This window comes from Promicromonospora sp. Marseille-Q5078 (genome assembly GCF_050315395.1).
In the GTDB taxonomy this organism is placed as follows: domain Bacteria; phylum Actinomycetota; class Actinomycetes; order Actinomycetales; family Cellulomonadaceae; genus Isoptericola.
In genome coordinates this window covers 4,466,340-4,488,715 of sequence record NZ_JBNPQG010000001.1, presented here as the reverse complement: position 1 = coordinate 4,488,715, position 22,376 = coordinate 4,466,340, and the positions used below count along the sequence as shown (strand labels likewise).

Sequence of the window (22,376 nt, the reverse complement as noted above, 5' to 3'; positions counted from 1 at the left end):
GAGGCCTTCGTCTGTCAGACAGGCTCACCGGATCCGAACGGGACAACGTCCCTGGACATCACAGCTAGGGCGTCGAGCTTGGCTCGGTTACGGGCGATGAGTGCGACGTCGAAACCGCGGGAGCCGAAGGTACGGGCGATGGCCAGGCCCATGCCGGGGCCAGCGCCGACGATGGCGATGCTGGGCATAGTGATTCCTTTGCTGGTAGATCGGCGGGGGAATGGCTGGATCGAGAGTCGGCAGGCGCGACCCTGCCCCGCCGTGCCGTCACTGCGTGTGGGCGATGAAGTGGGTGTCGTGGGCTTCGTGATGCCGGTGCAGTGCGGTGGGCGATGTCGCCGATCCACGACGATGGTCAGCGTGGCCCAGCTCTTGATCGAGCCGTACCGGCACCCGCTGTTCCACTCCTGGCTGCGCCGTCGCCGCTTGTGGACCTGCAGCGATCGACCTGCCGATCGTCGTGGCGACGGTGGTGATTACGGGAGCACCACGATCCGGCCGCGGACGTCGCCCTTGGCCAGCAACTGGTAGGCACTGACGACCTCCGCGAGGGGGAGGGTCGCGTGGATCCTGGCCGGGACCGTCCCGTCGGCCACGCGGTCGAGCAGCCGCGCAAGCAGCCGTCCGTCCGAGCGGCTGACGACCGCGCCGACCGTGATGCCGCGCTCCTCGTCGGGCTCCAGCCCGGGCTGCACGCCGACGAAGCTCCCGCCGTCGCGCACGAACGGCATCGCCGTCTCCTGCATCGCCGCGGCGTCGACGACGGCGTCCCACCCGCCCTGGGGTGTGGTGACGAAGCCGGCGCCGAGTCCTCGCACGAAGCCTTCGTCGCCGGGTCGCGCTAGCCCGGTCACCTGCCAGCCCTGTTCCTGGGCGAGCACCACAACCGACGCTCCCACGCCACCGGCTGCCCCTGTCACCAGCAGTCGGCCGCCTTCCGGCGGCGCGGCGCCGAGGATCTCCACGATCTGGGCCGCAGTCGTGAGGGTGAGCGGCGTGCTCGCCGCCACGTTGGGGCACATGCCGTCAGGCAGCGCCGCGATGTCGGCCGCGTCGACCAGAAGGTGCTCGGCGTGCGAACCGTGGTCGCGGTCGAAGCCGCCGACGAAGCCGGCCACCCGTGTGCCGAGGGCCAGCTCAACGCCGGCGCCCGTAGCCTCGACCACGCCCGAGAAGTCCGCGCCGAGCCCGGTGTGCTCGGTCTGGGACACCAGACCGAGTCCGTGGAGCCGGCCGCTCACGACGTCGAGGTCGACAGGGTTGATCGCGGCGGCGGCGACCCTGACCCGAACTTGGCCCCAGCCAGGGTCGGGAACGGGCACGTCGACGATCTCGATCGACTCCGGTCCATCCGGCGTACGGACCACGGCTCGGCGCGATGTCTGGTGGTTCATGGATCTCTGCTCCTTGGTCGGTGCTCTGTTGCCCGAACGGTGGATCACCACCACGATGGAGAAGTTGCTTCCGATCGGGAAGTAGGCACCTTGAGGTGCGTTAGCCACCGGACGACGGGAGAGCCCATGCCGACCATGACAGCGGCCCAGCACCGAGCCGTGGCGAAGCGGGAGTACGACGCCTTCCTCGACGTCTGCCCGAGCCGCCAGCTCCTCGCGCGGATCTCCGACAAGTGGGTCGCCCTGGTGCTCGCCGCGCTCGGCGGTGACGGACCCGGATCGGGACCCACGCGCGGACCTCGGCCGATGCGCTACTCCGAGCTCTCCCGACAGATCTCAGGCGTGAGCCAGAAGATGCTCACCCAGACCCTGCGATCGCTCGAGCGCGACGGACTGGTGACCAGGACCGTCACCGCCACGGTGCCCGTAACCGTCACATACGAGATGACGGATCTTGGACATTCCCTGCAGGGCGTCATGCGGGACATCAAGGCGTGGGCGGAGGGCCACATGGACGAGGTCCTCACCCATCGCGACCACCACGACCAGCGACAGGCGGCCGACGGAGCCTGACACCTTCCGAACAACCGCCCTGATCATGTGTCACATGCCAGCGTCAGGCCTTCTGCCGCCAGTGCGGCATGGATCGATCTGGTGGTTTCGAACCTGTTCCGCGCGCCTCAGGAGGATCTGCTGCACGAATAGGTGACAGCGGTTGTCAGGCGGCGAGTGCGACCTGAGTGGTCATGATGGCTTCGTACTCGATGGGGGTCAATCGTCCGAGGCGCTGCTGGCGGCGGCGTCGGTGGTAGGTGCGTTCGATCCAGGTGATGATCCGGATGCGCAGCTGCTCGCGGGTCGTCCATAGACGCCGGTCCAGGACGTTCTTCTGCAGCAGCGAGAAGAAGGACTCCATGGCCGCGTTGTCGCCTGCGGAGGCGACCTGCCCCATGGAGCCGACCAGGCCGTGACGACGCAGCGCGGCGAGGAATTTCCTGCTTCGAAACTGACTGCCTCTATCGCTGTGCACGATGCAGCCGGCCACGTCGGCGCCGTCAACCCGGCGCCTGGCGACGGCGTTCTCGAGCGCCTGGACGGCCAGCCTCGACTTCATGCGGTCGCTGATGGAGTAGCCGACGATCCGGTTCGAGTACACGTCCTTGATCGCGCACAGGTAGACCTTGCCCTCGGTCGTCGGGTGCTCGGTGATGTCCGTCAACCACAAGGCGTTGGGCTCACTGGCAGTGAAGTCCCGCTGGACGAGGTCGTCGTGCGCCGGAGGGCCGGGCTTCTTGCCGTTCTTCGAGCGCTTCTTGCCGAACACCGACCACCAACGCCCGTCCCGCACGAGTCGCCACATCGTGCGGTCACACGCGATGTGGCCGGCGTCTCGGGCCTCGTCGGCCAGCAGCCGATACCCGTACTCAGGGTCATCGCGGTGGGCGTCGAACAGCGCGTTCGCGAGGTGCGCCTGCTCGAGCTCCCGGGCCGTCACAGGTGCGGCGAGCCACCGGTAGTAGGGCTGGCGGGCGAGCTTGAGGACCCGGCACGTCACCGCGACGGGGACACCGTCAGCAGCAAGTTCACGGACGAGCGGGTAGGTCATTTTCCCGGCAGGTGCGCCTGGGCGAAGTACGCCGCCGCCCGGCGCAGGACCTCGTTCTCCTGCTCCAGCAGCCGCACACGCTTGCGGGCTTCGCGCAGCTCGGTCGACTCGTCCTTCGTCACGCCAGGCTTGGCGCCGTCCTCGACGTCAGCTTGGTGCAGCCAGTTGCGCAGGCACGACTCGGAGATGCCGAAGTCCTTCGCGACCTGCTTTATCGGGGTCTCGCCCTGGCGCGCGATCGCCACGACGTCGTCGCGGAACTCCTTGGGATGGGGTCTGGGCACGGGACACATCCTTCCAGCAGCGCCCGCAGGCACCACAGGTCAGGTGTCACCTATTCGTGCAGCAGACCCGGATCGGTCGGTTCTGAGGAGTCGCGTCCTCGTCCCTGTGTCCTGTCGTGCATGTCGTGGGGCGGGCCATGTCGCCGCTTGCGTTCGAGTGCGCTCGAAGCCCTACCGTCCTCGGCATGGAACAGGACGACGCACTGCATGAGGCGCTGCGCCTGGCGGTGGACCCCCCGGGCGGGGTCTCGGTCGAGGCGCTGCGCGAGCTCGCGCGCGACGACGACGCCACCGAGTGGGACATCGCCACCACGGCCAAGCACCTCGAGGTCAGCCCGCACACCTTGAGGTACTACGAACGCACCGGGCTGGTCCGCGTCGCCCGCGACGCAGCCGGCCACCGCCGCTACGACGCGCCGGCCGTGCGGCGGCTGGTGTTCCTCACCCGGATGCGCACCTCGGGCATGTCGATCAGCGACCTGCGCCATTACGTCGACCTTGTCGACGCAGGACAGGACACCGTGTCCGAACGTCTCGACCTGCTGCTGGAGCACCGCGACACCCTGCGGTCCCAGATCGCCCGCCTGCAGCTCGCGCTGGCCGCTACCGAGTACAAGATCGCCACCTACCAGGAAGCACCGCAGCCATGACCACCACCGCGCAGCACGACATCGACAGCCCCGCCAACCTCGCCCGCCGCCGGCACGGCCAGTCCGTCCTCTCCCAGATCGACGGGCATCAGGGTGAGGCCGTTATCGACTCCCTCGCCGATATCAGCCCCGCCCTCGGGCATCACGTCGCCGCGTTCGCGTTCGGCGACATCTACGACCGACCCGGACTCGACCCACGCAGCCGACAGTTCGTCACCCTCGGCGTCCTGACCGCGCTCGGGGGCTGCGAACCCCAGCTCAAGGTGCACATCGGCGCAGCCCTCAACGTAGGCATCAGCCGAGAGGAGATCACCGAGGCGATCCTGCACGCCGCCGTCTACTGCGGGATCCCCCGAGCGGTGAATGCGACCTTTGCCGCCCGTGACGTCTTCACCCAGCGTGACGGCGATGCCGCTCGCACATCCGGGGAGGCCCCCGACCTCGCCACGGACTGACGGGCCCGCCCCAGCCACCAGTGGCGGCTACCAGGGGGGGGCGGCCGCGTGGTCGACGTCGCTGGCCGGTCCTCGACAGCGCTTCCCGCGGCACAGACGAGGTCGGGGTCGGCGTCCGCCTCGCTGACCGTCCGCGGGTCGAGACGCGAGCGGTGGCGTTCCTACACGTGGACGTGGCCTGGTAGAACGGGACGACGGAGGGACGGCACCCGGGATACCCGAACGCGATCCCCGCGTTCGCGTGGTTTTCGAATTTCCAAAACCCGATTCTGGTGCGTTGGTGGGTTGAGACCGCCGTCATTTTTGAGCGTCGACATCGATCTGTTGAGGTTTGACAGAACCATTGTGCCGCCACCGCCTCGGTGAGGGACGGGGCCCTGGAAACCCGCTCGTCAGCTCGCGGGATGAATCGACGTCGGCGCGGCCGGGTCGTAGGGATCGACGACGATCTGGACGTCGTCCTCATAGATCACGCGCCCCGGGTCTTCCGACTCGACCCGGACGCACTCCACGCCGTGCGCCCCGAGGATCTCGAGGTACGGCGGCACCCGCTCGAGGAGGTGAGCGGCCGTCTCCTTGAACCACGCCGTGGCGCGCGGGTGCACCGTCTCGTCGTAGACGGAGGGGTCGGTGTCCGTCGGATCCGGGTAGGCGGCGTTGTACCAGTCGTTCCCTGCGCGCCACGCCGCATGCTCGTCGGGCGTCAGGTGCCCCGCACGTCCGAGGAGGTTGGTGAGCCCGAAGACACCAGTGTGCACACCGCGCTTGCCGGGGATCGGCGACTGAAAGCGGACGAACATGAACGTAATCTCACCACGATCGGTGACCCTGACCTTGCTGACCTCGACAGCACCTGCCCGTGCGGTCGACCTCGGGCTTCGAAACGTCCAGAACCCGAGTCTGGCGCGCCTCAAAATCGGTCATTTCTGGAGCGTCGGCCGCTGTTGTTGAGATTCGACGAGCCGGGGGTACGGAATTTCCCTTTAGGTGACGCTGGCCGCGTGCGCGCGTGACATCGATGGAGATCAAGCCCCTGGACGGAACCGCCGCGCACGATCACGGCGTCGTCTGGATGAACGTGCCCTACGCCAAGTCCTCGGGCAGCCCACTCAGCCTGCAGATCCTCTGGCCGCCGATCCCGGACTGGTTCAGCCAGGCCCGTTATCCCACGATCGTGTTCGTCCAGGGCTCCGGCTGGCGCCGCCAGGAGCTCGGGCAGTGGCTTGTCGCGTTGTCACAGTTCGCCCGTCGTGGGTACGTCGTGGCCATCGTCGAGCACCGTTCCAGCGATGTCGCGCCGTTCCCGGCGCAGATCGAGGACGTCCGAGCGGCCGTCCGTTTCCTGAACGAGAACGCGGAGCGCTACCGCATCGACACCGACCGGGTCGCACTGTGGGGCGACTCCTCCGGCGGTCACCTCGTGGCCCTCACCGCTGTAACAGACGGAGTCGCCGGAGCACCGGGGGTGCACGACGACGCGCCTCTCGGAGTGGGCGCCGTCATCGACTTCTATGGACCGAGCGATCTCGCACGGATGCCCGTGGACGACGCATGCGACACGCTCCTCGGCGGGCATGACCCGAAGCAGCACCCTGAGCTCGCGACACCGGCCGCCGCCGCGACGCACATCCGGCCCGCCACGGAGCAGACGCTCCCGCCGTTCCTACTCATGCACGGCAGCGACGACGACGTCGTTCCCTTCGAGCAGAGCGTCATCTTCGGCGAAGCGCTGACCGAGGCCGGGCACGACGTCGAGCTCTACTGCCTCGATGGTGCTGGGCACGGCGCTGGAGCGTTCTTCCGGGAACCCGTCCTCGACCTGGTCGACGAGTTTCTGCACAAGAGCCTCGACACCTGACACGAGAGCGGCGGTCCGCCGCTCTCCCCACGTGACCCACTACTGAAAGGCACGCCTCGCCCGGAGGTGCGAGTTCCAGGACGCGGTGCGCCCGTGGCTAAGTAGCCGTTCAAACCATCAGCGCGGAAGATCGCAGCCATGGTGGAGCAGCGGGCGCAGGGCGCGATCTGTCCCTTTTGCGAGATTGCGGCTGGGCGTGCACCGGCGTTCGTCCTGACGGAGACGGACGACGCGCTGGCAATCCTCGACATCGCACCGGTGAGGCGGGGGCACGCACTCATATTGCCTCGCAGGCACGTGGAAGACCTCACGAGTACGGGAGCGCGCGAAGCGGTCGCCGCGCTGGCCGGGCCGCTGACTGAGGTCTCGGCCCTGCTCGTCGAACGGCTGGGCGCCTCTGGCCTGACCTGCATTCAGGCGAATGGGGCGTCTGCCGGCCAGGAGATTGCACACCTGCACTTCCACCTGGTCCCGCGGTTCACCGCGGATGAGCGGTGGACGATCTGGACCCGACAGCCGCGTGATCGATGCGCCCTCGAGCAGGTGTTCCGCACCCTCAGCGGAGGGTAGAGGCCGGGCGTCATCGCATGCAGGTGCGAGTTCTGCATCAGATGCAACTCGCACTCTTCCACTGGTAGAGGTGCGTGCTCGCGAGGTGCGAGTTCCTGGGGCAGGCCGCGCCGCGAAGCGGCTCCGGTCTCACGCGCCGGCGAGGTGCCGGCGGCGCGTGGACACCGACACTCCGAGCGCCCGTGCTACGGCGGCAACAGGTTGGCCGCCGGCGACGGATGCTCGCGCCGCGGCGAGTCGTTCCGGCGACATCACGGTGGGGCGTCCGCAGACCCGTGCGCGCGAGCGGGCGGCCGCCAGGCCATCGAATGTGCGTTCGCGGATCAGGTCGGCCTCCAGCTGGGCAAGGGCGGCCAGCATGTGCACCATGAACCGGCCTGCCGACGTGCTCGTGTCGATCTGTTTGGACAGGGACCAGGTCCGTTCCCTGTCACGTCCTGCGTGTTGAGTTCGATGTCTGCACGCGGCGCGGCGCCGGTGTTCAGTGTGCTGCTGTGGCTACGCGGTCGCGGAGCAGGGCGAGCTTCTCGGCGGCGCCGGTGTTCGGGGCGGCCCAGTTCAACACGATGTGCAGGTCGGCGCGTTCGATGGTCATGATGTCGCAGTCGAGGACGATCTCGCCGAGCTCGGGGTGGACTACCGTCTTGTGTGAGCGCCCGATCGGCAGGGTTTCGTAGCGGGTCCAGAGATCGGCGAAGCGCCGGTTGGACTCCCGCAGCCCGTTGATCAGCTCGGTCACGGCGCGGTCATCCGGGTATCGGTCGGCGGCCCGGCGCAGGTCGGAAACCATCATGCGCTCGAAGGCGTCGGCGTGTGCGGCGCCGCGCTCGATGCGGGAAGCGCCGGGTACGGGCAGGGCGGCGAAGTGCCCCCAGATCAGATTGCTCGACCGGGCATCGGCGTTGGCCGGGCTGCCGAACAGCTCGGCCCAGAGCTGGTTGTTCTGCACGATGTCCCAGGAGGCGGTGAAGACGGCCAGCGGGGTGTCGCTCATCCGGTCGATCATGCGCTGCACGCCGGGCGGCACCTCACGTGGCACCGTCCCGGACGGCGGGACGACCGCGCCGGCCAGCCGGTAAAGCAATTCGCGCTCCACGGCATTGAGCCGCAGCGTCTGCGCGAAGGCCGCCAGCACCTGGGGAGAGGGATTCTTCGCACGGCCCTGTTCGAGCTGAACGAGGTAGTCGACGGAGATGCCGGCCAAAACCGCCAGCTCCTCACGGCGCAGGCCCGGAACCCGTCGGTTTCCCGCAACCGGCAGACCCACCGTGGCCGGGCCGATGCGCTCCCTCCACGCCCGCAGTGCTGGGCCGAGCTCGGTGTGAGTGGTCATGAATCCAGTATGAGTCTGCTGGCGAGGGGCTGGGGGGTACTGGCGCTACCAGTGACGACAACGCCTGGTGCCCCCCTGTCACCAGGCCGAGTATCGACGTGTCAGTCCGAGTGCGTCAGAGGCACGGCGGAACCCTGCCGCCCTACTCGCGGCGCCATTAATGCAAGGAGATACCCAAGATGGCACCCACCGTCGGAATCATTGGCTCCGGTCTGGTTGGCGGCTCCGTCGCTCGGCTGGCGGTCGAGGCCGGCTACAGCGTTGTGCTCAGCAATTCGCGGGGCCCGGAATCGATCGCGGAACTCGTATCGGAGCTCGGTCCGCTGGCGCGCGCCGCAACGGTCGATGAGGCGATCGAGGCCGGCGACATCATCGCCCTCCCCGTGCCGCTCGCGAGTTTCGAGGCCCTGTCGGCCGACAAGCTGGCCGGGAAGGTCGTCCTGGACCAGACGAACTACTACCCGGAGTTCTGGCGCAACGCCGAGCTCGATGCGGGGAAGCTCACCTCGAGTGAACTCGTGCAGCGGCACCTCAAGGACTCCCTGGTCGTGAAGGGCCTGCACAATCTGGACTGGAACCACATGTACTCCAACGCCCGCCCGAAGGGCGACGCCGAACGGACAACGCTGCCGATCGCGGGCGACGATCCCGCTGCCAAGAAGGCGGTGACGCGGTTCTTGGAAGCGGTCGGCTACGACGTGGTCGATGCCGGCTCGCTCGCGCAGAGCTGGCGGATTGAGCCTCAGACGCCGCTCTACTTCTGGCCGTACGCCCCTGCCATCCCGGACGGGATCACTGGGGATGAGGAGAAGCGCTTCTACCTCGAGCACCCGGTCCCGCCCGTCTCGCCCGAAGCCGCCCGCGCGATGATCGACGGCGCGAAGCGCCCATCACCCGTCGGTGGCACGCTGGCGGGGATGCCTCCCGCTCACGTCGCCATCTTCATGGACCAGGCGAGCGCCAACACCGTAAACAAGTAGAACTCGGGCACGCCGAGTGCCGTCCTGCGGCAGTCGGCGCGCCGGGGCCTTGACCCCTGATGGTGAACACGCGGGTTGGTCTCGGATGCGAGCTCTTGCATCAGAGGCAACTCGCACACGTTTAGCTGGTAGAGGTGCGTGCTCGCGAGGTGCGAGTTCTCGGGCAGGGAGCGCCCCGCGGAGCCGGCTCAGCGGTGAGTCCGTTGAAGCTCACGGAGTGCCGGCAAGGCGCCGGCGGACCGTCGAGGCTGAGACTCCGAGCACTCGCGCGTCGCCCTCATCGACCTCGGCGAGCAGCGCGGCCGGGACCGGACGGGCGTCGCGCGGCCCGGACGCCGTCTCGACCCGCAGGTGCCGCGCATGCCCATGCGATGGCGAGCATGCTCGACGAGCTTGCCGCCGACGACGGGCCCCTCGCGGCCCTTCGCTCAGCCGGCCACGACGAAGCCCTTGCAGTGCCAGCTTCACGCCCGTCTCGTCAGGTCAGAGCCCTAGGTTTCGAAACATCCAGAACCCGATTCTGACGCACCTCAGAATCGGTCAGTTTTGAAGTGCCCAGGCCCGTTGTCGGGTTCCGCAGAAATCGGTGCGCGGAGCATCTGTGGACCTGGGCCCGCGGACAGAGGGGTGGGCGTGCGTGCTGAGGGCGTGGCAGTGATATCCATGGCGTGTGAAGTCCGCAGCAGACGCCCACGACCTGCCCTTCGACGCCGTCCTGTGCGACATCGACGGAGTGATCCGCTTCTACGACACCGACCTGGTGTCACACCTGGAGGAACGGGCCGGTCTGCTGGCGGGCACCACGGCAGCCATCGGGTTCGCACCGGAGAATGATCTGCCCCTGCTGCTCGGACAGATCACGAGGGAACAGTGGGCCTACTCGATCGTCCAGGGTCTTGTTTCCGACGTTTCGCAAGCTGAGGCGCAGGCGCTGGCCAAGGCATTCAGTGAGGCAGAATCCCGCACCGACGAAGCCGTCGTGAGCCTCCTTCGCCGGGTCCGGTCGCACTGTCCCGTCGTCCTCGTGAGCAACGCGCCGGTGTGGCTAGACGAAGACCTCGAGCTCCTCGGGCTGCGCGACCTCGCGAACGGCGTCGTCAACAGCTCGCTCGTCGGCGTCGCCAAGCCGGACCGTCGCATCTACGAGATCGCGGCCGAACGGGCTGGTGTCCCCGTCGACCGTTGCCTCTTCGTAGATGATCGCGAGGAAAACACCACAGCAGCAGCCGAGCTCGGAATGACGACGGTGCTGTATCGCTCCGCTGCCGAGCTGGAGGAAGCGCTCGCTCCCGTCCTCAGGTCTTCACTCCTGACCTGAGGACAGGAGCGCCACAGCCAGAAGGTTTCGAAACGTCCAGAACCCGGTTCTGGCGCGCCTCAGAATCGGTCGGTTCTGACATGCCTCAGGTGCCCTTCCGACCAGCAGCTCCTGGTATTGGTTCCGACGGTCAATGACGACAACGTTTCTCGGTGAGGCTCGACAGCACCCACTGCGACATTCCGCCAGAACGTGTGTGGCGGGCGCTGCAAGGACCTGACCCGCGGCGACAGGAGACGATTGAGGTGCCGAGTCGAGGAGGGACTGTGCCACACCCGGTCACCACCGAGCATCGCGCCGATGAGCGCCACCGTCTTCGTCCGCCACTGTGGGCCACGCTGGCGGCGCTGGGCATCGTCGTCCTCGCCGTGCTGGCTGCGACCGTCGGGTCGCGCGTCATCGCGCCACAGGCGTGTCCGGCGATCGGGTACTCCAGCCTCCTGGCGGTGACGATGACGGGCGAAACGTTGGAGGTCGACCTGGTCCAGGTGCGGGACAGCGACCGGTGGCAGCCTCCCGCCCCGGGGAGCGAAGATGCGACAGCGCCCTCCCTCATGACGTCCCGCGACGGGGACACGTGGACGTTCACGCTGGTCTACCCGCCGAACCCGATCGCCCTGCGCGCTCTGGACGACGCCGGCGACGTGATCGCGCGGACGGAGGTCGACGTCCACTGGGTGCGTGTAGGCGGAACGGCGGAGTGCGGCGGCCCGATGGAGGGCCATGTCGACTGGGCTCTCTGACCTCCTCCACCGCTCTCCCGGTCGTCACCGGACCACCTCGACCTCAAACAGGACCCTCCTGTCGGGCCCGCTAGCTCAGGTTTCGAAACACCCAATACCCGATTCTGGCGCGCCTCAGGTGATGGCCTAGCGACTGGCGGCCCGTTGAGTCAGCCCCTCACTACTAGTCTCAGGAGGAGCAAGCCAGCGGTCGAGGACGGGCAGGGTGGGGCGATGGGCGAGCGGGCGCGGTCGAACGTCTGTGGGCTGGTCGCCGCGGTTCTGATGTCCACTTTGGCCGCCTGTAGCGGAGCCGGAGACCTCTCCGTCATCAACGAGAGCAACGACGAGGTGAAGGTTTCGACCGGGGACGAGCAGTTCGAGGTTCCCGCGACCGGGCAATCGGTTCTGCTCGACTACAAGTGCACTCCAGGCGACGTCACGGTCGAGTTCACCTCGGGCCAGGTAGCCACGGTCGCTGGACCAGTGTGCTCGGATGAGCAGATCGTGATCCACACCGGCGAAGTCAGGTTGGAACCGGCCGACAAGGAGTAGGCCACGAGGCCCTCCGCGAGCGAAACCTCCGGATCCCAAGCCGCGTCCTGGCGCGCTGGCGGAGGTTGTGTCAGTTCGGTGTGCGCAGCGGAATTCGCCCTTCGATGTCGTCTGCCCGGGACGTGCCGGGTGCCATGATCTGCGCATGACGCTCCAGGGAGACGTCGGCCGCGACACCGGTCGAGAGGAGGCCGCCCTTCTCCTTGTCGCGGCCCTGGGGGTCATGACCGCGTCGGTCAGCGTGGCGATCCTCGGACCCTGGGCACCAATCGTGGGCGTGGCCGTGCTGGCGCTCATCCGGCTCGGACTTAGACGTCCAGTCGCCACCGAGCGATCCAGACTGTTGCGAGGAGTGCTGACCTGGGCGCTCGTCGGGTGGACAGCGGTGGCCGCTTTCATGGGCGCAGCGCTCTTGATGGTCGGGACAGACATCGACTGAAGACGCCTGACACCGACGGACCCACTTCCGAGCTGTCGATGGGGGTGCCGTACATGATCTCCTGGAGGGGCGATGGCTCACCTGGCCAAGATGCGGCCTGTGGAGGTGCCTGAAGAGCGACCGGCCCGGGGCATGAACGTCTGGTTCTTCCTCATCCTCGCGTTGATGATCGCGTCCGCGATGCTCGTCCCGGGGCTGTCGCTGGTGTGGCCGTTGGTGGGGTTGCTTACCCCGCTCAGGAGGTCGCGGTGGCGCATGGCGTGCCTGTGGGGCCTCGGGGGTGCAGAGCTCGTGAGGCTGTGGCTAGGGCTGGCGGCCTGGGACGGGACCTGGCCCGATTGGCTCGTCTTTGACTCGGAAGACCCGGTGCACGAACGCTAGCCAGCCCAGGTCCCGCAGGCCCGAGCGACGGTGAGACCCGGCTCCGGGTGGGTTTCGAAACCTCCAGAACCCGATTCTGGCGCGGCCCAAAATCGGTCGGTTCTGGAATGGCCCGTGTCGAGATCCGCCAAGTCGGCGCCCGCCAGGGTCGGAACTCATCAGTAGGCGGCCGCGCCGGTGATGATATCGACGGCGTAGTCGGCGCCGACCGCCAGCCCATAGAGCAGGCCTGCGAGGACGACGACCGCTACAGCAGCTGGCAGCCAGGCCCTGACGTCTTGGGGGGCGTGGCCGGTGCGGCGTCCATCGTGGATCCCGACGACCGTCCGTCTTGGTGGTTGCGGTGACCCGTGCTGGCTTCACCGCTCGGCTCCCGGCCCGTAGACCGTGATCTGCACGCTCCCGCCGATGGCGGCGTCGACGCGTGCGCAGTCGGTCGTGTCGTCTGTGATCGCGGTGGCTGTCAGGGTGTCGTCGGCGCCGACCGACGAGTAGGTCATGTACAGCTCCTCGGCGAGGTGCTTCGCTTCGCCGACGGTCAGGCAGCGGTCCGCGATCTTCGTACGAAGCTGGTCCGCCAGCGGCCATTCGCCGTCGACGAACGTGTCCAGCGGCTGGCCGCCGGACCCGACGGTGACGACGCCCGGTTCCTGGGCGTCAACCCACGAGCACGGGGCGTCCGGGTCCTGGTGGTCGACCCGCACCACGGACCAACCCTGGAGCCCGAGGCGTTCCAGCTCCGTCCGGGCCCACTCGACCTGTTCGGGAACGGTGCGGCAGGCCGCGTTGCCGCCATCGACGAAGTCCAAGGCGCTCTGTCGCATCTCAAGCGCCTGCGGGGTGACCGCTACGCCGGAAGCGAGAACATTGGCCCCGCCGGGCACCTGGCCGGCGGGCGTGACGTAGGTGTAGTCCTGGAGCGTGAACGCGACCGGGTCCTGGATCGGGGCGAGTCCGGCGTCGCGCATGAGCGTGTCGCAGTCCGCGATCGCGTCGCCGGTCAGCCAGGACCCGACCACGGCGGCGTCCTGGTCGGACCAGTCCGCGAGGCAGTTGGGGCCCTGCGGTGTGCCCCCGAACCATCCCTCGATCCCGGCGTACCCCACCCCGCCGCCGATCAGCAGCACGGCGAGGCCGATGCTGAGGATCCCGCGCTTGCCGAGCCGCTTCTTTCGCCCTGTCTGCCGCTGTACCTCACCGAGGGCGCGGGGTGTCGCGGCGATCGAGTCCTGCATCGCCGACCAGGCCCCCGTGCTGATCGGAGGCAGCTCCGACTGCCGGACAGGGTTCGTCGCCCGCAGGCGTGTCATCGGGTCCGTCATCATGCCTCCTCGCTCCGTGCCGTCGTCCGCTGCGTCGTGACCGGCGTGGATGCTGCCGGGAGCGTCGCCGGTTGCTCGCTTTGCGCGAGGACCGACATCTGCTGGGCCAGGCGTTTGCGCGCCCGGTGGAGTCGCACACGCACCGCGCCGCGCGAGATGTTGAGAGCCACGGCGATCTCGTCGCGCGCGAGCTCCTCCCACGCCACCAGGCGCAAGATCTCCCGGTCGTCGTCCGGCAGGCTCGCCATCGCCCGTTCGACGTCGTCGAGGCGTGACGCACGGCGGGGCACCTCGAAGCCGCGCAGGTCCTCACGGAGCCGGTCGGCCAGCGCGATCCGGCGCCGTTCGCCGCGTTGGTGATTGGCCAGCACACCCCGGGCCACGCCGAAGAGCCACGGCCGAGCATCTTCGCCCGCAGGGACTTCGTCGAGACGACGCCACGCGATGAGGAACGTCTCGGCGACGACGTCTGCCGCGTCCTCCGGCACCGCGAGCCGGCGCACCGCGTAGGCGAGCAACAGCAAGTGCGTAGCCCCGAAGATCGACGCGAACCTCTCGTCCGCCGTCTCCGGCTCCTGCTGCGGCGGCTGCCGACCCATCGATGGCCCTCCCTGGCTTCCCGTGTCACCTCTACATGTCCGGCGACCCGCGAAGCGTTACAGGTGAGCGATCCATGATCCGAACCCACTCGAGCGTCGGAACGCTCACGGGGAGGGTTTCGAAAGCTCCAGAACCCGATTCTGGAGCGCGTGAGAATCGGTCGTTTTCAGGGAGGGCGAGGGTGAGGGCCTCAGATGGACGCGGACAGGTGGAAGAAGTCGTCCCTCGGGGTGGCTCCAGAAGCACGGCGGCGTGGTTCCGGCGAGCGGGCTCCCTGTCGGACATTACGTCCAAAACGTCTCGGGAACACTCGAACCTATCGCCATTTCGGCACTACATCTGGGACGACACGCCGAAGTGTTCAAAATTCCGGTGTGTTGTGTTTTGCGCCGTTTGTCCGGGATGAAGCGGGTGGGGCAAACCGCTCCGCGGGGACGCGTAGATCCTCCAGGAGCCGCGCTATTCCGCCGATCCGCGGCCTGGCGTTCCGGCGGCCTTCGCAGGCATGCGGCCGCGTGTGAATGACACGGATGTCAACCACAACATGTAGTCCCCGCCGTTTTGGCGACCCTCACCGGTACCATCGGGGTAGTTCGAGGAAAAGGTCTTCGAACGCCGAAGGCCCGGTGTTGGAGCACCGGGCCTCGGGGACACCACTAGCCGAGACGTACTCGGGCGAGGATGTCGGGGTTCTGGTCGAACACCGACAGTCTCGCACGGAATCGCCGGCCCGCAGAACATGCGGTCCGGCGATTCCGTGATCGGGTGCGTCGGAGCAGGAAGGGGACACATCGTGCCCCAGGAAGTTCCTCTCTCTCAGTTCGTGAAGTACGCGTCGACGCCGCCGAACCGCCGTGGTCCGGTCGTCGGCCAGATCGTCGGAGGTGCGGGCTGGAGCCCGCGCACCGACTTCTATCTCGGGATGCGTCATGCTCTCGTGAGCGATCGGCGCACGACCCGGGACGGGGCTGCTGTCGAGGCGGCCGCCGTGAACGCGAACACGCGGAAGCAGGCGCGCTACTCCGCGCTCGCCTCCGCGTGGAGCAACATCCTCGGACGGTGGGCGGCGTGCAGCTCGGTGCACGTCGAGCGCACCCGGATCGCGATCGGCGGGCTCTCGGTCCGTGTGCCGGCCCCGATCGCGGAGGAGCACGAGGACGGCACCATCGAGCTCGTGAAGGTCCATCTCGCCGAGCCGGAGCTCGATCCGACGACCATCGACATGTTCCTGCGGCTCTATCAGCGCGCGTATGCCGCCGAGTACCCCGAGGCGGGTATCACGTTCGTCGACCTCTCACGGGGCGGTCTGTGGACCAGCGAGGGTCGGGACTTGGCGGCGCTGGACTTCTGGATCGAGACCGACGCCGCCGGCCTCGCGTACGCGCTGCGCACCGCGGCCTGATCATCGACCGTGGCTGCCCCCGGCGCCTTCCTGGTGCCGGGGGCGTCCTCGTGGACGAATCCGGCGTGGCCCCTGGTGTCGCTGGGAGGATGTCGGACATGACGTCGTCTGGCAATGATCTGGAGCCGGCCGGGTACGCCGAGCTGTTGGCTGATCTGAAGGCGCGGGTGCGCGCGACGCGGTTCCGGGCGGCGCGGGCGGCGAACACGGAGGTACTGCGGCTGTACTGGTCGGTCGGACGGGACATCCTGGACCGGCAGCGCACTGCGGGCTGGGGGAGCAAGGTCGTCACGTCCTTGGCGGCGGACTTGCGGCGCGAGTTTCCGGATCAGCGCGGCTGGTCGAGGTCGAACCTGCTGTACATGCGTCGGGCGGCGGAGACCTGGCCGACCGAGGAGGAGTTCGTCCACCACGTTGGTGGACGATTGCCGTGGCGGCACGTAACGGTGCTGCTCGACCGGCTTGCCACGCGTGAGGAGCGGGACTGGTACGCCGCGCGTGCGTTGGAGGACGGGTGGTCGCGCGCGGTGCTCGAGCACCAGATCAAGGCCGACCTGCGTCGTGCGATTGGGGCGGCGCCGACGAACTTCACCGCCGCGCTTGAGGCTCCGGATTCCGAGCTGGCGCAGCAGCTGGTCAAGGACCCGTATGTGTTCGAGCACCTCGCGATGGTCGAGCGAGTGGCGGAGCGTGACGTCGAGCAGGCGCTGATGGACCGGCTGCAGGACACCATGCTCGAGCTCGGGCGCGGCATGGCGTTCGTCGGGCGTCAGGTGCGCCTGGCCGTGCCGGACGACGCGAGCGACCGTGTGGAGGAGTTCTACGTGGACCTGCTGTTCTTCCACGTCGAGCAGTTGCGCTACGTGGTGGTCGAGCTGAAGATCGGGCAGTTCGAGCCCGGCCACGTCGGCCAGCTCGGCACGTACGTCGCGATCGTCGACGATCAGCTGCGCCGGGCGGAGATCCACGCACCGACGATCGGGATCCTGCTGTGCACGGGCAAGGCCGGTCCCACGGTGCGGTACGCGCTGGCCAGCACAAGCGCGCCCGTTGCCGTGGCGGACTACCAAGGTCTGCCGCCCGACGCCCGCGGCGTGCTGCCCAGCGCCGCCGAGCTCGAGGCCGTTATCGAGGACGAGCTCGACCACCGGCCGTGACTCAGGAACCCCTCCTGACCAGCCAGAACGCCTGACCGATAATGGTCGCTATGTCCGATGGTCCCACCGACGGTGCGAGTTCGCCTGGCCGGCGAGCAGCACCAGCGCGGGGCCCTCGCCTCGCACCTGGTACGCGATCGTGGCGGAGTCCTCGGCGATCGCGAACGGCACGGGCTCCACCCTAGGCGCGGCCACCGGGTACGCCGCGACCGCCTGCCTGCGTCCTGCGAGCCCCGCTGACCCCACCGGGCTAGGCTCACGGCCGACCCGGTCCGCACGACGAGGCGAGGCAGCGATGAGCGGTACCGACGTGGGCGCCGGTCTGATGATCGTGCTGCTCGGGCTCGCGGTGACGGTGGTGGCGGTGGTCGTGGTGGCCCTCTGCCTCCGGGCGCGGCCGCACTGGTCCGTGTGGGTGCTGAGCGCCGTCGCCCTGGCGGTCGTCGTCGCCGCGCTCTGGGCCGCCGTCGCGCCTGCCGTGACGGTGGACGGCGTCACCTGCACGGGGAGCGCCGCGGACCGGTTGGTCGGTGCCTCCACGCCGGACGACCCGTTCCCCGAGGAGTGCCTCGAGGAGGCGCGCGTCCAGGTGGTCGGGTGGCTGTTCCTCGTCGCGGTCGTGCTGCTCGTCTGGGCCGTGGCGATGGCGCGGGCGTTGGGCGCGCGGCGGCCGGGCACGCGCGAGGACGCCGCGGCGGCCGCCTAGGTGTGATGTCCAGGGAGGTTGGTCAGCCGGGTGATCGGTGGCTGGCCGCCGATGGCGGAGTGGGCTCGATGGTGATTGTAGAAGTGGAGCCATCCGGGCAGGGCAGCGTTGCGCTGGCTGGTTGAGTCGTAGAAGCGGGCGTAGGCCCATCCGTCAGCCAGGGTCCGGTGGAATCGCTCGATCTTGCCGTTCGTCTGCGGGCGGTAGGGGCGGGTGCGCTTGTGCACGATTCCGAGGTCCGTGCATGCGTGGGCCCAGGCGTGGGACTTGTAGGCGGCGCCGTTGTCGGACAGGACTCGCTCGATGGTGATGCCGTGATCGGCGAACCAGGTCTGGGCGCGTTGCAGGACGCCGATCGCGGTCGGGGCCTTCTCGTCGGCGTGGATCTCGGCGTAGGCGACACGGGAGTGGTCGTCGATCACGGTGTGCACGAATGCGGTGCCGACCAGCGGTCCCCGCACGCGACCCTTGCGGCGTTCGGTCACGGTCGCGGCACGGTTGCGGTCGCCCTGCGACTTGCCGACATACCGCCACCCGCCGCCGTCGGGGATGTTGCCGAACTTGGTCACGTCCACATGGATCAACGATCCGGGGTGATCGTGCTCGTAGCGGCGCAACGGTTCTCCGGTGACCCGGTCGATGCGCCAGAGCCGGTTGATCCGGCAGCGCACGAGGACGGCATGCACGGTCGCGGCCGGGATGCCGAGCCGGCCAGCGATCTGAACCGGGCCGAGCCGGTGGCGCCAACGCAGTCGCACGATCGCCTTGACGACCGGCTGCGGAGTGCGGGTCGGGCTGTGGTGCGGGCGCGAGCTGCGGTCGGCCATGCCGGCCGTGCCCTCGGCCCGGTATCGATCGGCCCATTTCTTCGCAGTGCGCGGCGAGACCATGAACATCTTCGCCGCGGCGGCGTGGGTCCAGCCCGACTCGACGATCAGCAGCGCCAGACGCAGCCGCGTCTTCGGAGTCAGCAGGGCGTTAGCGTGGGACACGAAGGCCTCCGGTGGGTGGAAGTGGTTCCTCGACAGCTCCACTTCACAACCGGAGGCCTTCGTCTGTCAGACAGGCTCACCGGATCCGAACGGGACAACGTCCCTGGACATCACACCTAGGCTGCCGTCGCGGTCCTGCGGTCGAGACGAGCGGCGACGGACGCCGCGGCGACGGCCAGCGCCGTGGTCGCCGTCGACACGACGATCACGCCGGACCAGCCGGCGTCCTCCCAGACGTGCGTCGTGACGGCGCCCATGACGGCGCTGCCCACGTAGTAGGCGAACAGGTACGCGCTGGACGCCTGCGCGGTGCCGCGGCCCTGGCGGTGCGCGCGGTCGACCGCCCAGCCGCTGACCAGGGAGTGGGCGCAGAAGAAGCCGACGGTGAGCACGCCGAGCCCGACCACGACGGTCGTCACGGCCGGCGGCGCGGTGAGCGCGACGCCGACCGCGAGCAGCAGCAGCCCGAGGACGACGGCGGTGCCGCGTCCGCGCCGCCGGGCGAGGAGCTGCGCCACGGACGGCGTGACGATGCCGACCGGGTACGCCAGGTACACGAGGGTCACCGCGTGGCCGAGCGAGAAGGGCGGCGCCTCGAGCCGGAACGCGACCGCGTTGTAGACGCCGACGAAGGTGCCCATGCTCGCGAAGCCGACGGCGCACAGCAGCGCGACGACGGGGTCGCGGAACGCCGACGCCGTCCCCGTGAGGACGCTCCCGAGCCGCAGCGGCCTGGGCGTGAACCGGGCGGGCCGCGGCACCAGGGCCCACAGCGCGACGGCGGCGAGGAGCGTCGTGACGCCGAGCACCTCGGTGGCCAGGGTCCACCCGCCGAGGGCGGCGAGCGGCCCGGGCACGAGCCGGCCGACGGCGCCGCCCACCGCGGTCCCCGCGATGTAGGTGGCGTTGGCGCGGGCGTGCGCGCCGGGGTGCATCTCCTCGCGCAGGTAGGCCAGCGCCACGGCGGGCAGGCCGGCCAGCGCCACCCCGGCGAGGCCGCGCAGCACCAGCAGGCTGCCCCACGTCGGGGCGAAGGCGCTCGCGAGCCCGAGCACGCCCGACGCGAGCAGCGACCAGCGCATCACCTCGACCCGCCCGAACCGGTCCGCGACCGGGCCCACGGCGAGGAGGGCGACCGCCATCGCCGCCGTCGTCACGGACAGCACCTGCGCCGACGCGCCCGCCGAGACGTCGTAGTGGGCGGCGACCTGCGGCAGCAGCGGCTGCACGTAGTAAAGCAGGGAGAAGTTCGCGAGCCCGCCGGCGGCGAGCCCCAGCAGCGTGCGGCGGTACGCCCGCGACCCGGGGCGGTGGCCCTCCACGGGCGCCGCGCCGGGACGCGGGGTCGCCTGCGGGGCGGTCGAGAGCTCGGGGGCGGCGGTCACCGGTCCACGGTGCACCCGGCCCGTCGATGCGCAAAATGATGCGGGTGCGCCATGTGATGCGAGGATCGCATCTGGACGAGTCGGGTCGGAGGGGTCGCGGATGGACGAGCAGACGCTGCGGGTGTTCCTGTCGCTGTGCGAGACGGAGAGCACCCGCGACACGGCGGCGCTGCTGCGGGTGGACCAGTCGACGGTCTCGCGCACGCTGGCGCGGCTGGAGGCGGGGCTCGGCGTCGAGCTGTTCCGCCGGCACGGGCGCCGCATCGCCCTCAACCGCGCGGGCGTCGGCTTCCGTGGCGACGCGGCGCGGGTGCTCGACGAGATCGAGGTCGCGCGCCGGCACGTGCGCCAGCAGGCGCTCGGTGCGCGGACGGTGCGGCTCGGCTTCCTGCAGTCGGTCGCGCGCTGGCTGGTGCCGCGCATCGTGACCGAGCTGCGCCGCGACGACCCCGCGCGCCGCTTCGAGCTGCGGCAGGGCTTCGCCCAGGACCTGTTCGGCTGGCTCGACGACGACGTGCTGGACCTCGCCCTGGTCACGCCCCCGCCGCCCACCCGCACCACGGGGTGGCGGCTGCTGCACGAGCAGGTGCTGTGCGTCGCCGTCCCGCCCGGGCACCGGCTGGCCGGCCGGGCGGGCGTCGAGGTCGCCGACCTGCAGGGGGAGCGGTTCGTCGCGTTCTCCCGCACCACCGAGCTGCGCGGCGTCGTCGAGGGCATGCTCGGCGCCCAAAGGGTCGAGGTGGAGGTCGCGTTCGAGTCCAGCGAGGTGGACACCATCCGGGGCCTCGTCGCCGCGGGCCTGGGCGTCGCCGTGCTGCCCCGCCCCGAGCGGCCCGACGCCGCCGATCCGGTCTACGTGCCGCTGCGCCCCCGCACGACGCGCCGGCTCGGCGTGGCCTGGCCCGACCGGTCGCGCGTCCCGGCGCCGGCCCGGGTCCTGACCGGGTCGTGACCGGGTCGTGACCGGCTCCTGACCCGGCCTGAGCGGGTAGGTTCGCGGACGTGACTCCCGAAGCGCTGACGCCGGAGGCCGTGGCGGCCCTGCAGCGTCGGACGTTGATCACCGTCGTCGCGAGCCAGGTGCTCGGCGGCGCGGGCCTCGCCGCCGGCGTCACGGTCGGCGCGCTCCTCGCGCAGCAGATGCTCGGCAGCGACGGGCTCGCCGGGCTGCCCACGGCCCTGTTCACGCTCGGGTCGGCGCTCGCGGCGTTCCTCGTCGGGCGCATCACGCAGCGGGCCGGCCGCCGGGTCGGCCTGGGGCTGGGCTTCGCCGCGGGCGGCCTGGGCGCGGTCGGGGTGGTGGTGGCCGCCGCGCTCGACGTCGTGCCGCTGCTGCTCGTGTCGCTGTTCGTCTACGGCGCCGGGACGTCGACCAACCTGCAGGCCCGGTACGCCGGCACCGACCTGGCGGCGCCCGACCGGCGGGCCACCGCGGTGAGCGTCGCGATGGTCTCGACGACCCTCGGCGCCGTCGCGGGCCCCAACCTCGTGGAGCCGCTGGGCGGCCTCGCGACGTCGCTCGGGCTCCCGGCGCTGGCCGGGCCGTTCCTGCTCGCGGCCGTCGCCTTCCTCGCGGCCGGGGCCACGCTGTTCGGGTTCCTGCGGCCCGACCCGTTCCTCGTCGCGCAGGAGCTCGCGCGGGCCGACGAGGCGGCGTCGCCCGCACCGGTGCCCGACGACGCCCCCGGCGGGCGGCGCGCGGTGCCCACGGGCGTGGTCGTCGGCGCGACGGTGATGGTGCTGACGCAGGTCGCGATGGTCGCGATCATGACGATGACGCCGGTGCACATGCGCGGCCACGGCCACGACCTGGGCGACGTCGGCCTCGTCATCGGGATCCACGTGGCCGCGATGTTCCTGCCGTCGCTCGTCACGGGCGTGCTCGTGGACCGGGTGGGGCGCGTGCCGATGGCCATGGCCGCCGGCGTCACGCTGCTGCTCGCGGGCATCACCGGCGCGGCCGCGCCGGGGGACTCGATGGGGCTGCTCGTGCTGTCGCTCGCGCTGCTCGGCCTGGGGTGGAACTTCGGGCTGATCGCCGGGACGGCGCTCGTCGTGGACTCGACCACCCCCGCCACGCGCGCCCGCACGCAGGGCACCGTCGACGTCCTCATCGCGCTCGCCGGGGCGGGCGGGGGCGCGATGTCGGGCATCGTGATGGCGGGATCGAGCTACGCGACGCTCGCCCTCGGGGGCGGGGTGCTGTCGCTGCTGCTCATCCCGGTGCTGTTCCTCACGCGGGCGGGGCGGCCGGCGGCGGCCTGACG

27 protein-coding genes are annotated in these 22,376 nt (G+C 69.7%); 16 read left to right on the top strand and 11 right to left on the bottom strand.

Features of this window, described 5'->3' with window-relative positions:
- Positions 1 to 14 precede the first annotated feature (14 nt).
- Positions 15 to 188, bottom strand: a complete 174-nt coding sequence (locus tag ACQFYA_RS20585) for a hypothetical protein (protein WP_499127325.1) — start codon at positions 186 to 188, stop codon at positions 15 to 17.
- A gap of 288 nt (positions 189 to 476) precedes the next feature.
- Positions 477 to 1,547: an NADP-dependent oxidoreductase gene (locus tag ACQFYA_RS20580; protein ID WP_499127323.1), complete on the bottom strand. Its 1,071-nt coding sequence runs from the start codon at positions 1,545 to 1,547 to the stop codon at positions 477 to 479.
- Between ACQFYA_RS20580 and ACQFYA_RS20575 the strand changes: the two genes are divergently transcribed.
- A complete protein-coding gene (locus tag ACQFYA_RS20575) occupies positions 1,521 to 1,967 on the top strand; it encodes a winged helix-turn-helix transcriptional regulator (RefSeq protein ID WP_499127321.1) in 447 nt (148 codons plus the stop codon). The genes ACQFYA_RS20580 and ACQFYA_RS20575 overlap by 27 nt on opposite strands.
- Before the next feature lie 145 nt (positions 1,968 to 2,112).
- Here the strand turns inward: ACQFYA_RS20575 and ACQFYA_RS20570 are convergent.
- Positions 2,113 to 3,284, bottom strand: a protein-coding gene (locus ACQFYA_RS20570; RefSeq protein ID WP_499120832.1) for an IS3 family transposase whose coding sequence is annotated in 2 segments (ribosomal slippage) — positions 2,113 to 3,003 and positions 3,006 to 3,284 — 1,170 coding nt in all. Because the reading frame shifts where the segments join, the coding sequence is not laid out codon by codon here.
- Positions 3,285 to 3,469: 185 nt separating this feature from the next.
- Here ACQFYA_RS20570 and ACQFYA_RS20565 point away from each other — a divergent pair.
- Together ACQFYA_RS20565 and ACQFYA_RS20560 are read left to right on the top strand one after the other, a co-directional pair.
- Entirely contained in the window at positions 3,470 to 3,934 is a 465-nt protein-coding gene (locus tag ACQFYA_RS20565) for a MerR family transcriptional regulator (RefSeq protein ID WP_499127319.1), read from the top strand.
- Positions 3,931 to 4,389, top strand: a complete 459-nt coding sequence (locus ACQFYA_RS20560) for a carboxymuconolactone decarboxylase family protein (RefSeq protein WP_499127315.1) — start codon at positions 3,931 to 3,933, stop codon at positions 4,387 to 4,389. Before ACQFYA_RS20565 ends, ACQFYA_RS20560 begins: the two co-directional genes overlap by 4 nt.
- 392 nt (positions 4,390 to 4,781) lie before the next feature.
- Here the strand turns inward: ACQFYA_RS20560 and ACQFYA_RS20555 are convergent, their stop codons facing one another.
- Positions 4,782 to 5,189 (bottom strand): hypothetical protein, encoded by a 408-nt coding sequence (locus ACQFYA_RS20555; protein ID WP_499127312.1) that lies wholly within the window; start codon positions 5,187 to 5,189, stop codon positions 4,782 to 4,784.
- Positions 5,190 to 5,407: 218 nt separating this feature from the next.
- Here ACQFYA_RS20555 and ACQFYA_RS20550 point away from each other — a divergent pair, with 218 nt between their 5' ends.
- Together ACQFYA_RS20550 and ACQFYA_RS20545 are read left to right on the top strand one after the other, a co-directional pair.
- Entirely contained in the window at positions 5,408 to 6,247 is an 840-nt protein-coding gene (locus ACQFYA_RS20550; RefSeq protein WP_499127310.1) for an alpha/beta hydrolase fold domain-containing protein, read from the top strand.
- Between the two features lie 138 nt (positions 6,248 to 6,385).
- Positions 6,386 to 6,817, top strand: a complete 432-nt coding sequence (locus tag ACQFYA_RS20545; RefSeq protein WP_499127308.1) for an HIT family protein — start codon at positions 6,386 to 6,388, stop codon at positions 6,815 to 6,817.
- A 129-nt stretch (positions 6,818 to 6,946) separates the two neighbouring features.
- Here ACQFYA_RS20545 and ACQFYA_RS20540 read toward each other — a convergent pair whose 3' ends face one another.
- Together ACQFYA_RS20540 and ACQFYA_RS20535 are read right to left on the bottom strand one after the other, a co-directional pair.
- Positions 6,947 to 7,228: a recombinase family protein gene (locus tag ACQFYA_RS20540; protein WP_499127636.1), complete on the bottom strand. Its 282-nt coding sequence runs from the start codon at positions 7,226 to 7,228 to the stop codon at positions 6,947 to 6,949.
- Positions 7,229 to 7,298: 70 nt separating this feature from the next.
- Positions 7,299 to 8,150 (bottom strand): helix-turn-helix transcriptional regulator, encoded by an 852-nt coding sequence (locus ACQFYA_RS20535; RefSeq protein ID WP_499127306.1) that lies wholly within the window; start codon positions 8,148 to 8,150, stop codon positions 7,299 to 7,301.
- A gap of 179 nt (positions 8,151 to 8,329) precedes the next feature.
- On the opposite strand from ACQFYA_RS20535, the gene ACQFYA_RS20530 reads away from it, so the two are divergent.
- The 6 genes from ACQFYA_RS20530 to ACQFYA_RS20505 all read left to right on the top strand — a co-directional run bounded on the left by ACQFYA_RS20530 (position 8,330) and on the right by ACQFYA_RS20505 (position 12,545).
- Positions 8,330 to 9,130 carry an NADPH-dependent F420 reductase gene (locus tag ACQFYA_RS20530; protein WP_499127304.1) on the top strand — a complete coding sequence of 267 codons (801 nt, stop codon included), beginning with the start codon at positions 8,330 to 8,332 and terminating at the stop codon, positions 9,128 to 9,130.
- A gap of 670 nt (positions 9,131 to 9,800) precedes the next feature.
- Complete coding sequence (locus tag ACQFYA_RS20525; RefSeq protein WP_499127303.1) at positions 9,801 to 10,448, top strand: HAD-IA family hydrolase; 648 nt, start codon at positions 9,801 to 9,803, stop codon at positions 10,446 to 10,448.
- Positions 10,449 to 10,714: 266 nt separating this feature from the next.
- Positions 10,715 to 11,191, top strand: coding sequence for a hypothetical protein (locus ACQFYA_RS20520; protein ID WP_499127301.1), 477 nt, complete (start codon positions 10,715 to 10,717; stop codon positions 11,189 to 11,191).
- 213 nt (positions 11,192 to 11,404) lie between these two features.
- Positions 11,405 to 11,725, top strand: coding sequence for a hypothetical protein (locus ACQFYA_RS20515; protein ID WP_499127299.1), 321 nt, complete (start codon positions 11,405 to 11,407; stop codon positions 11,723 to 11,725).
- A 145-nt stretch (positions 11,726 to 11,870) separates the two neighbouring features.
- Complete coding sequence (locus tag ACQFYA_RS20510; RefSeq protein WP_499127297.1) at positions 11,871 to 12,164, top strand: hypothetical protein; 294 nt, start codon at positions 11,871 to 11,873, stop codon at positions 12,162 to 12,164.
- Between the two features lie 72 nt (positions 12,165 to 12,236).
- Positions 12,237 to 12,545 (top strand): hypothetical protein, encoded by a 309-nt coding sequence (locus tag ACQFYA_RS20505; protein WP_499127295.1) that lies wholly within the window; start codon positions 12,237 to 12,239, stop codon positions 12,543 to 12,545.
- A gap of 359 nt (positions 12,546 to 12,904) precedes the next feature.
- On the opposite strand, the gene ACQFYA_RS20500 is transcribed toward ACQFYA_RS20505, so the two are convergent.
- Positions 12,905 to 13,867, bottom strand: coding sequence for a hypothetical protein (locus ACQFYA_RS20500; protein WP_499127293.1), 963 nt, complete (start codon positions 13,865 to 13,867; stop codon positions 12,905 to 12,907).
- Positions 13,867 to 14,466, bottom strand: a complete 600-nt coding sequence (locus tag ACQFYA_RS20495) for an RNA polymerase sigma factor (RefSeq protein ID WP_499127291.1) — start codon at positions 14,464 to 14,466, stop codon at positions 13,867 to 13,869. Before ACQFYA_RS20495 ends, ACQFYA_RS20500 begins: the two co-directional genes overlap by 1 nt.
- Positions 14,467 to 15,290: 824 nt before the next feature.
- Between ACQFYA_RS20495 and ACQFYA_RS20490 the strand changes: the two genes are divergently transcribed.
- The gene (locus ACQFYA_RS20490; protein ID WP_499127290.1) at positions 15,291 to 15,869 is read left to right on the top strand and encodes a hypothetical protein; all 579 of its coding nucleotides are present in this window, start codon (positions 15,291 to 15,293) and stop codon (positions 15,867 to 15,869) included.
- Between the two features lie 98 nt (positions 15,870 to 15,967).
- Positions 15,968 to 17,026, top strand: a complete 1,059-nt coding sequence (locus tag ACQFYA_RS20485) for a PDDEXK nuclease domain-containing protein (protein WP_499127289.1) — start codon at positions 15,968 to 15,970, stop codon at positions 17,024 to 17,026.
- A gap of 48 nt (positions 17,027 to 17,074) precedes the next feature.
- Here the strand turns inward: ACQFYA_RS20485 and ACQFYA_RS20480 are convergent, their stop codons facing one another.
- Complete coding sequence (locus ACQFYA_RS20480) at positions 17,075 to 17,197, bottom strand: hypothetical protein (RefSeq protein ID WP_499127287.1); 123 nt, start codon at positions 17,195 to 17,197, stop codon at positions 17,075 to 17,077.
- Positions 17,198 to 17,321: 124 nt separating this feature from the next.
- Between ACQFYA_RS20480 and ACQFYA_RS20475 the strand changes: the two genes are divergently transcribed.
- Positions 17,322 to 17,732, top strand: a complete 411-nt coding sequence (locus ACQFYA_RS20475; RefSeq protein ID WP_499127286.1) for a hypothetical protein — start codon at positions 17,322 to 17,324, stop codon at positions 17,730 to 17,732.
- Here the strand turns inward: ACQFYA_RS20475 and ACQFYA_RS20470 are convergent.
- A complete protein-coding gene (locus ACQFYA_RS20470) occupies positions 17,729 to 18,724 on the bottom strand; it encodes an IS481 family transposase (RefSeq protein WP_499127523.1) in 996 nt (331 codons plus the stop codon). The genes ACQFYA_RS20475 and ACQFYA_RS20470 overlap by 4 nt on opposite strands.
- A gap of 116 nt (positions 18,725 to 18,840) precedes the next feature.
- Positions 18,841 to 20,109 carry an MFS transporter gene (locus ACQFYA_RS20465; protein ID WP_499127284.1) on the bottom strand — a complete coding sequence of 423 codons (1,269 nt, stop codon included), beginning with the start codon at positions 20,107 to 20,109 and terminating at the stop codon, positions 18,841 to 18,843.
- A 100-nt stretch (positions 20,110 to 20,209) separates the two neighbouring features.
- Here ACQFYA_RS20465 and ACQFYA_RS20460 point away from each other — a divergent pair, with 100 nt between their 5' ends.
- Complete coding sequence (locus ACQFYA_RS20460; protein ID WP_499127282.1) at positions 20,210 to 21,061, top strand: LysR substrate-binding domain-containing protein; 852 nt, start codon at positions 20,210 to 20,212, stop codon at positions 21,059 to 21,061.
- Between the two features lie 50 nt (positions 21,062 to 21,111).
- On the top strand, positions 21,112 to 22,374 hold the full coding sequence (locus ACQFYA_RS20455; RefSeq protein WP_499127281.1) for an MFS transporter: 1,263 nt from the start codon (positions 21,112 to 21,114) through the stop codon (positions 22,372 to 22,374).
- Positions 22,375 to 22,376 lie beyond the last annotated feature (2 nt).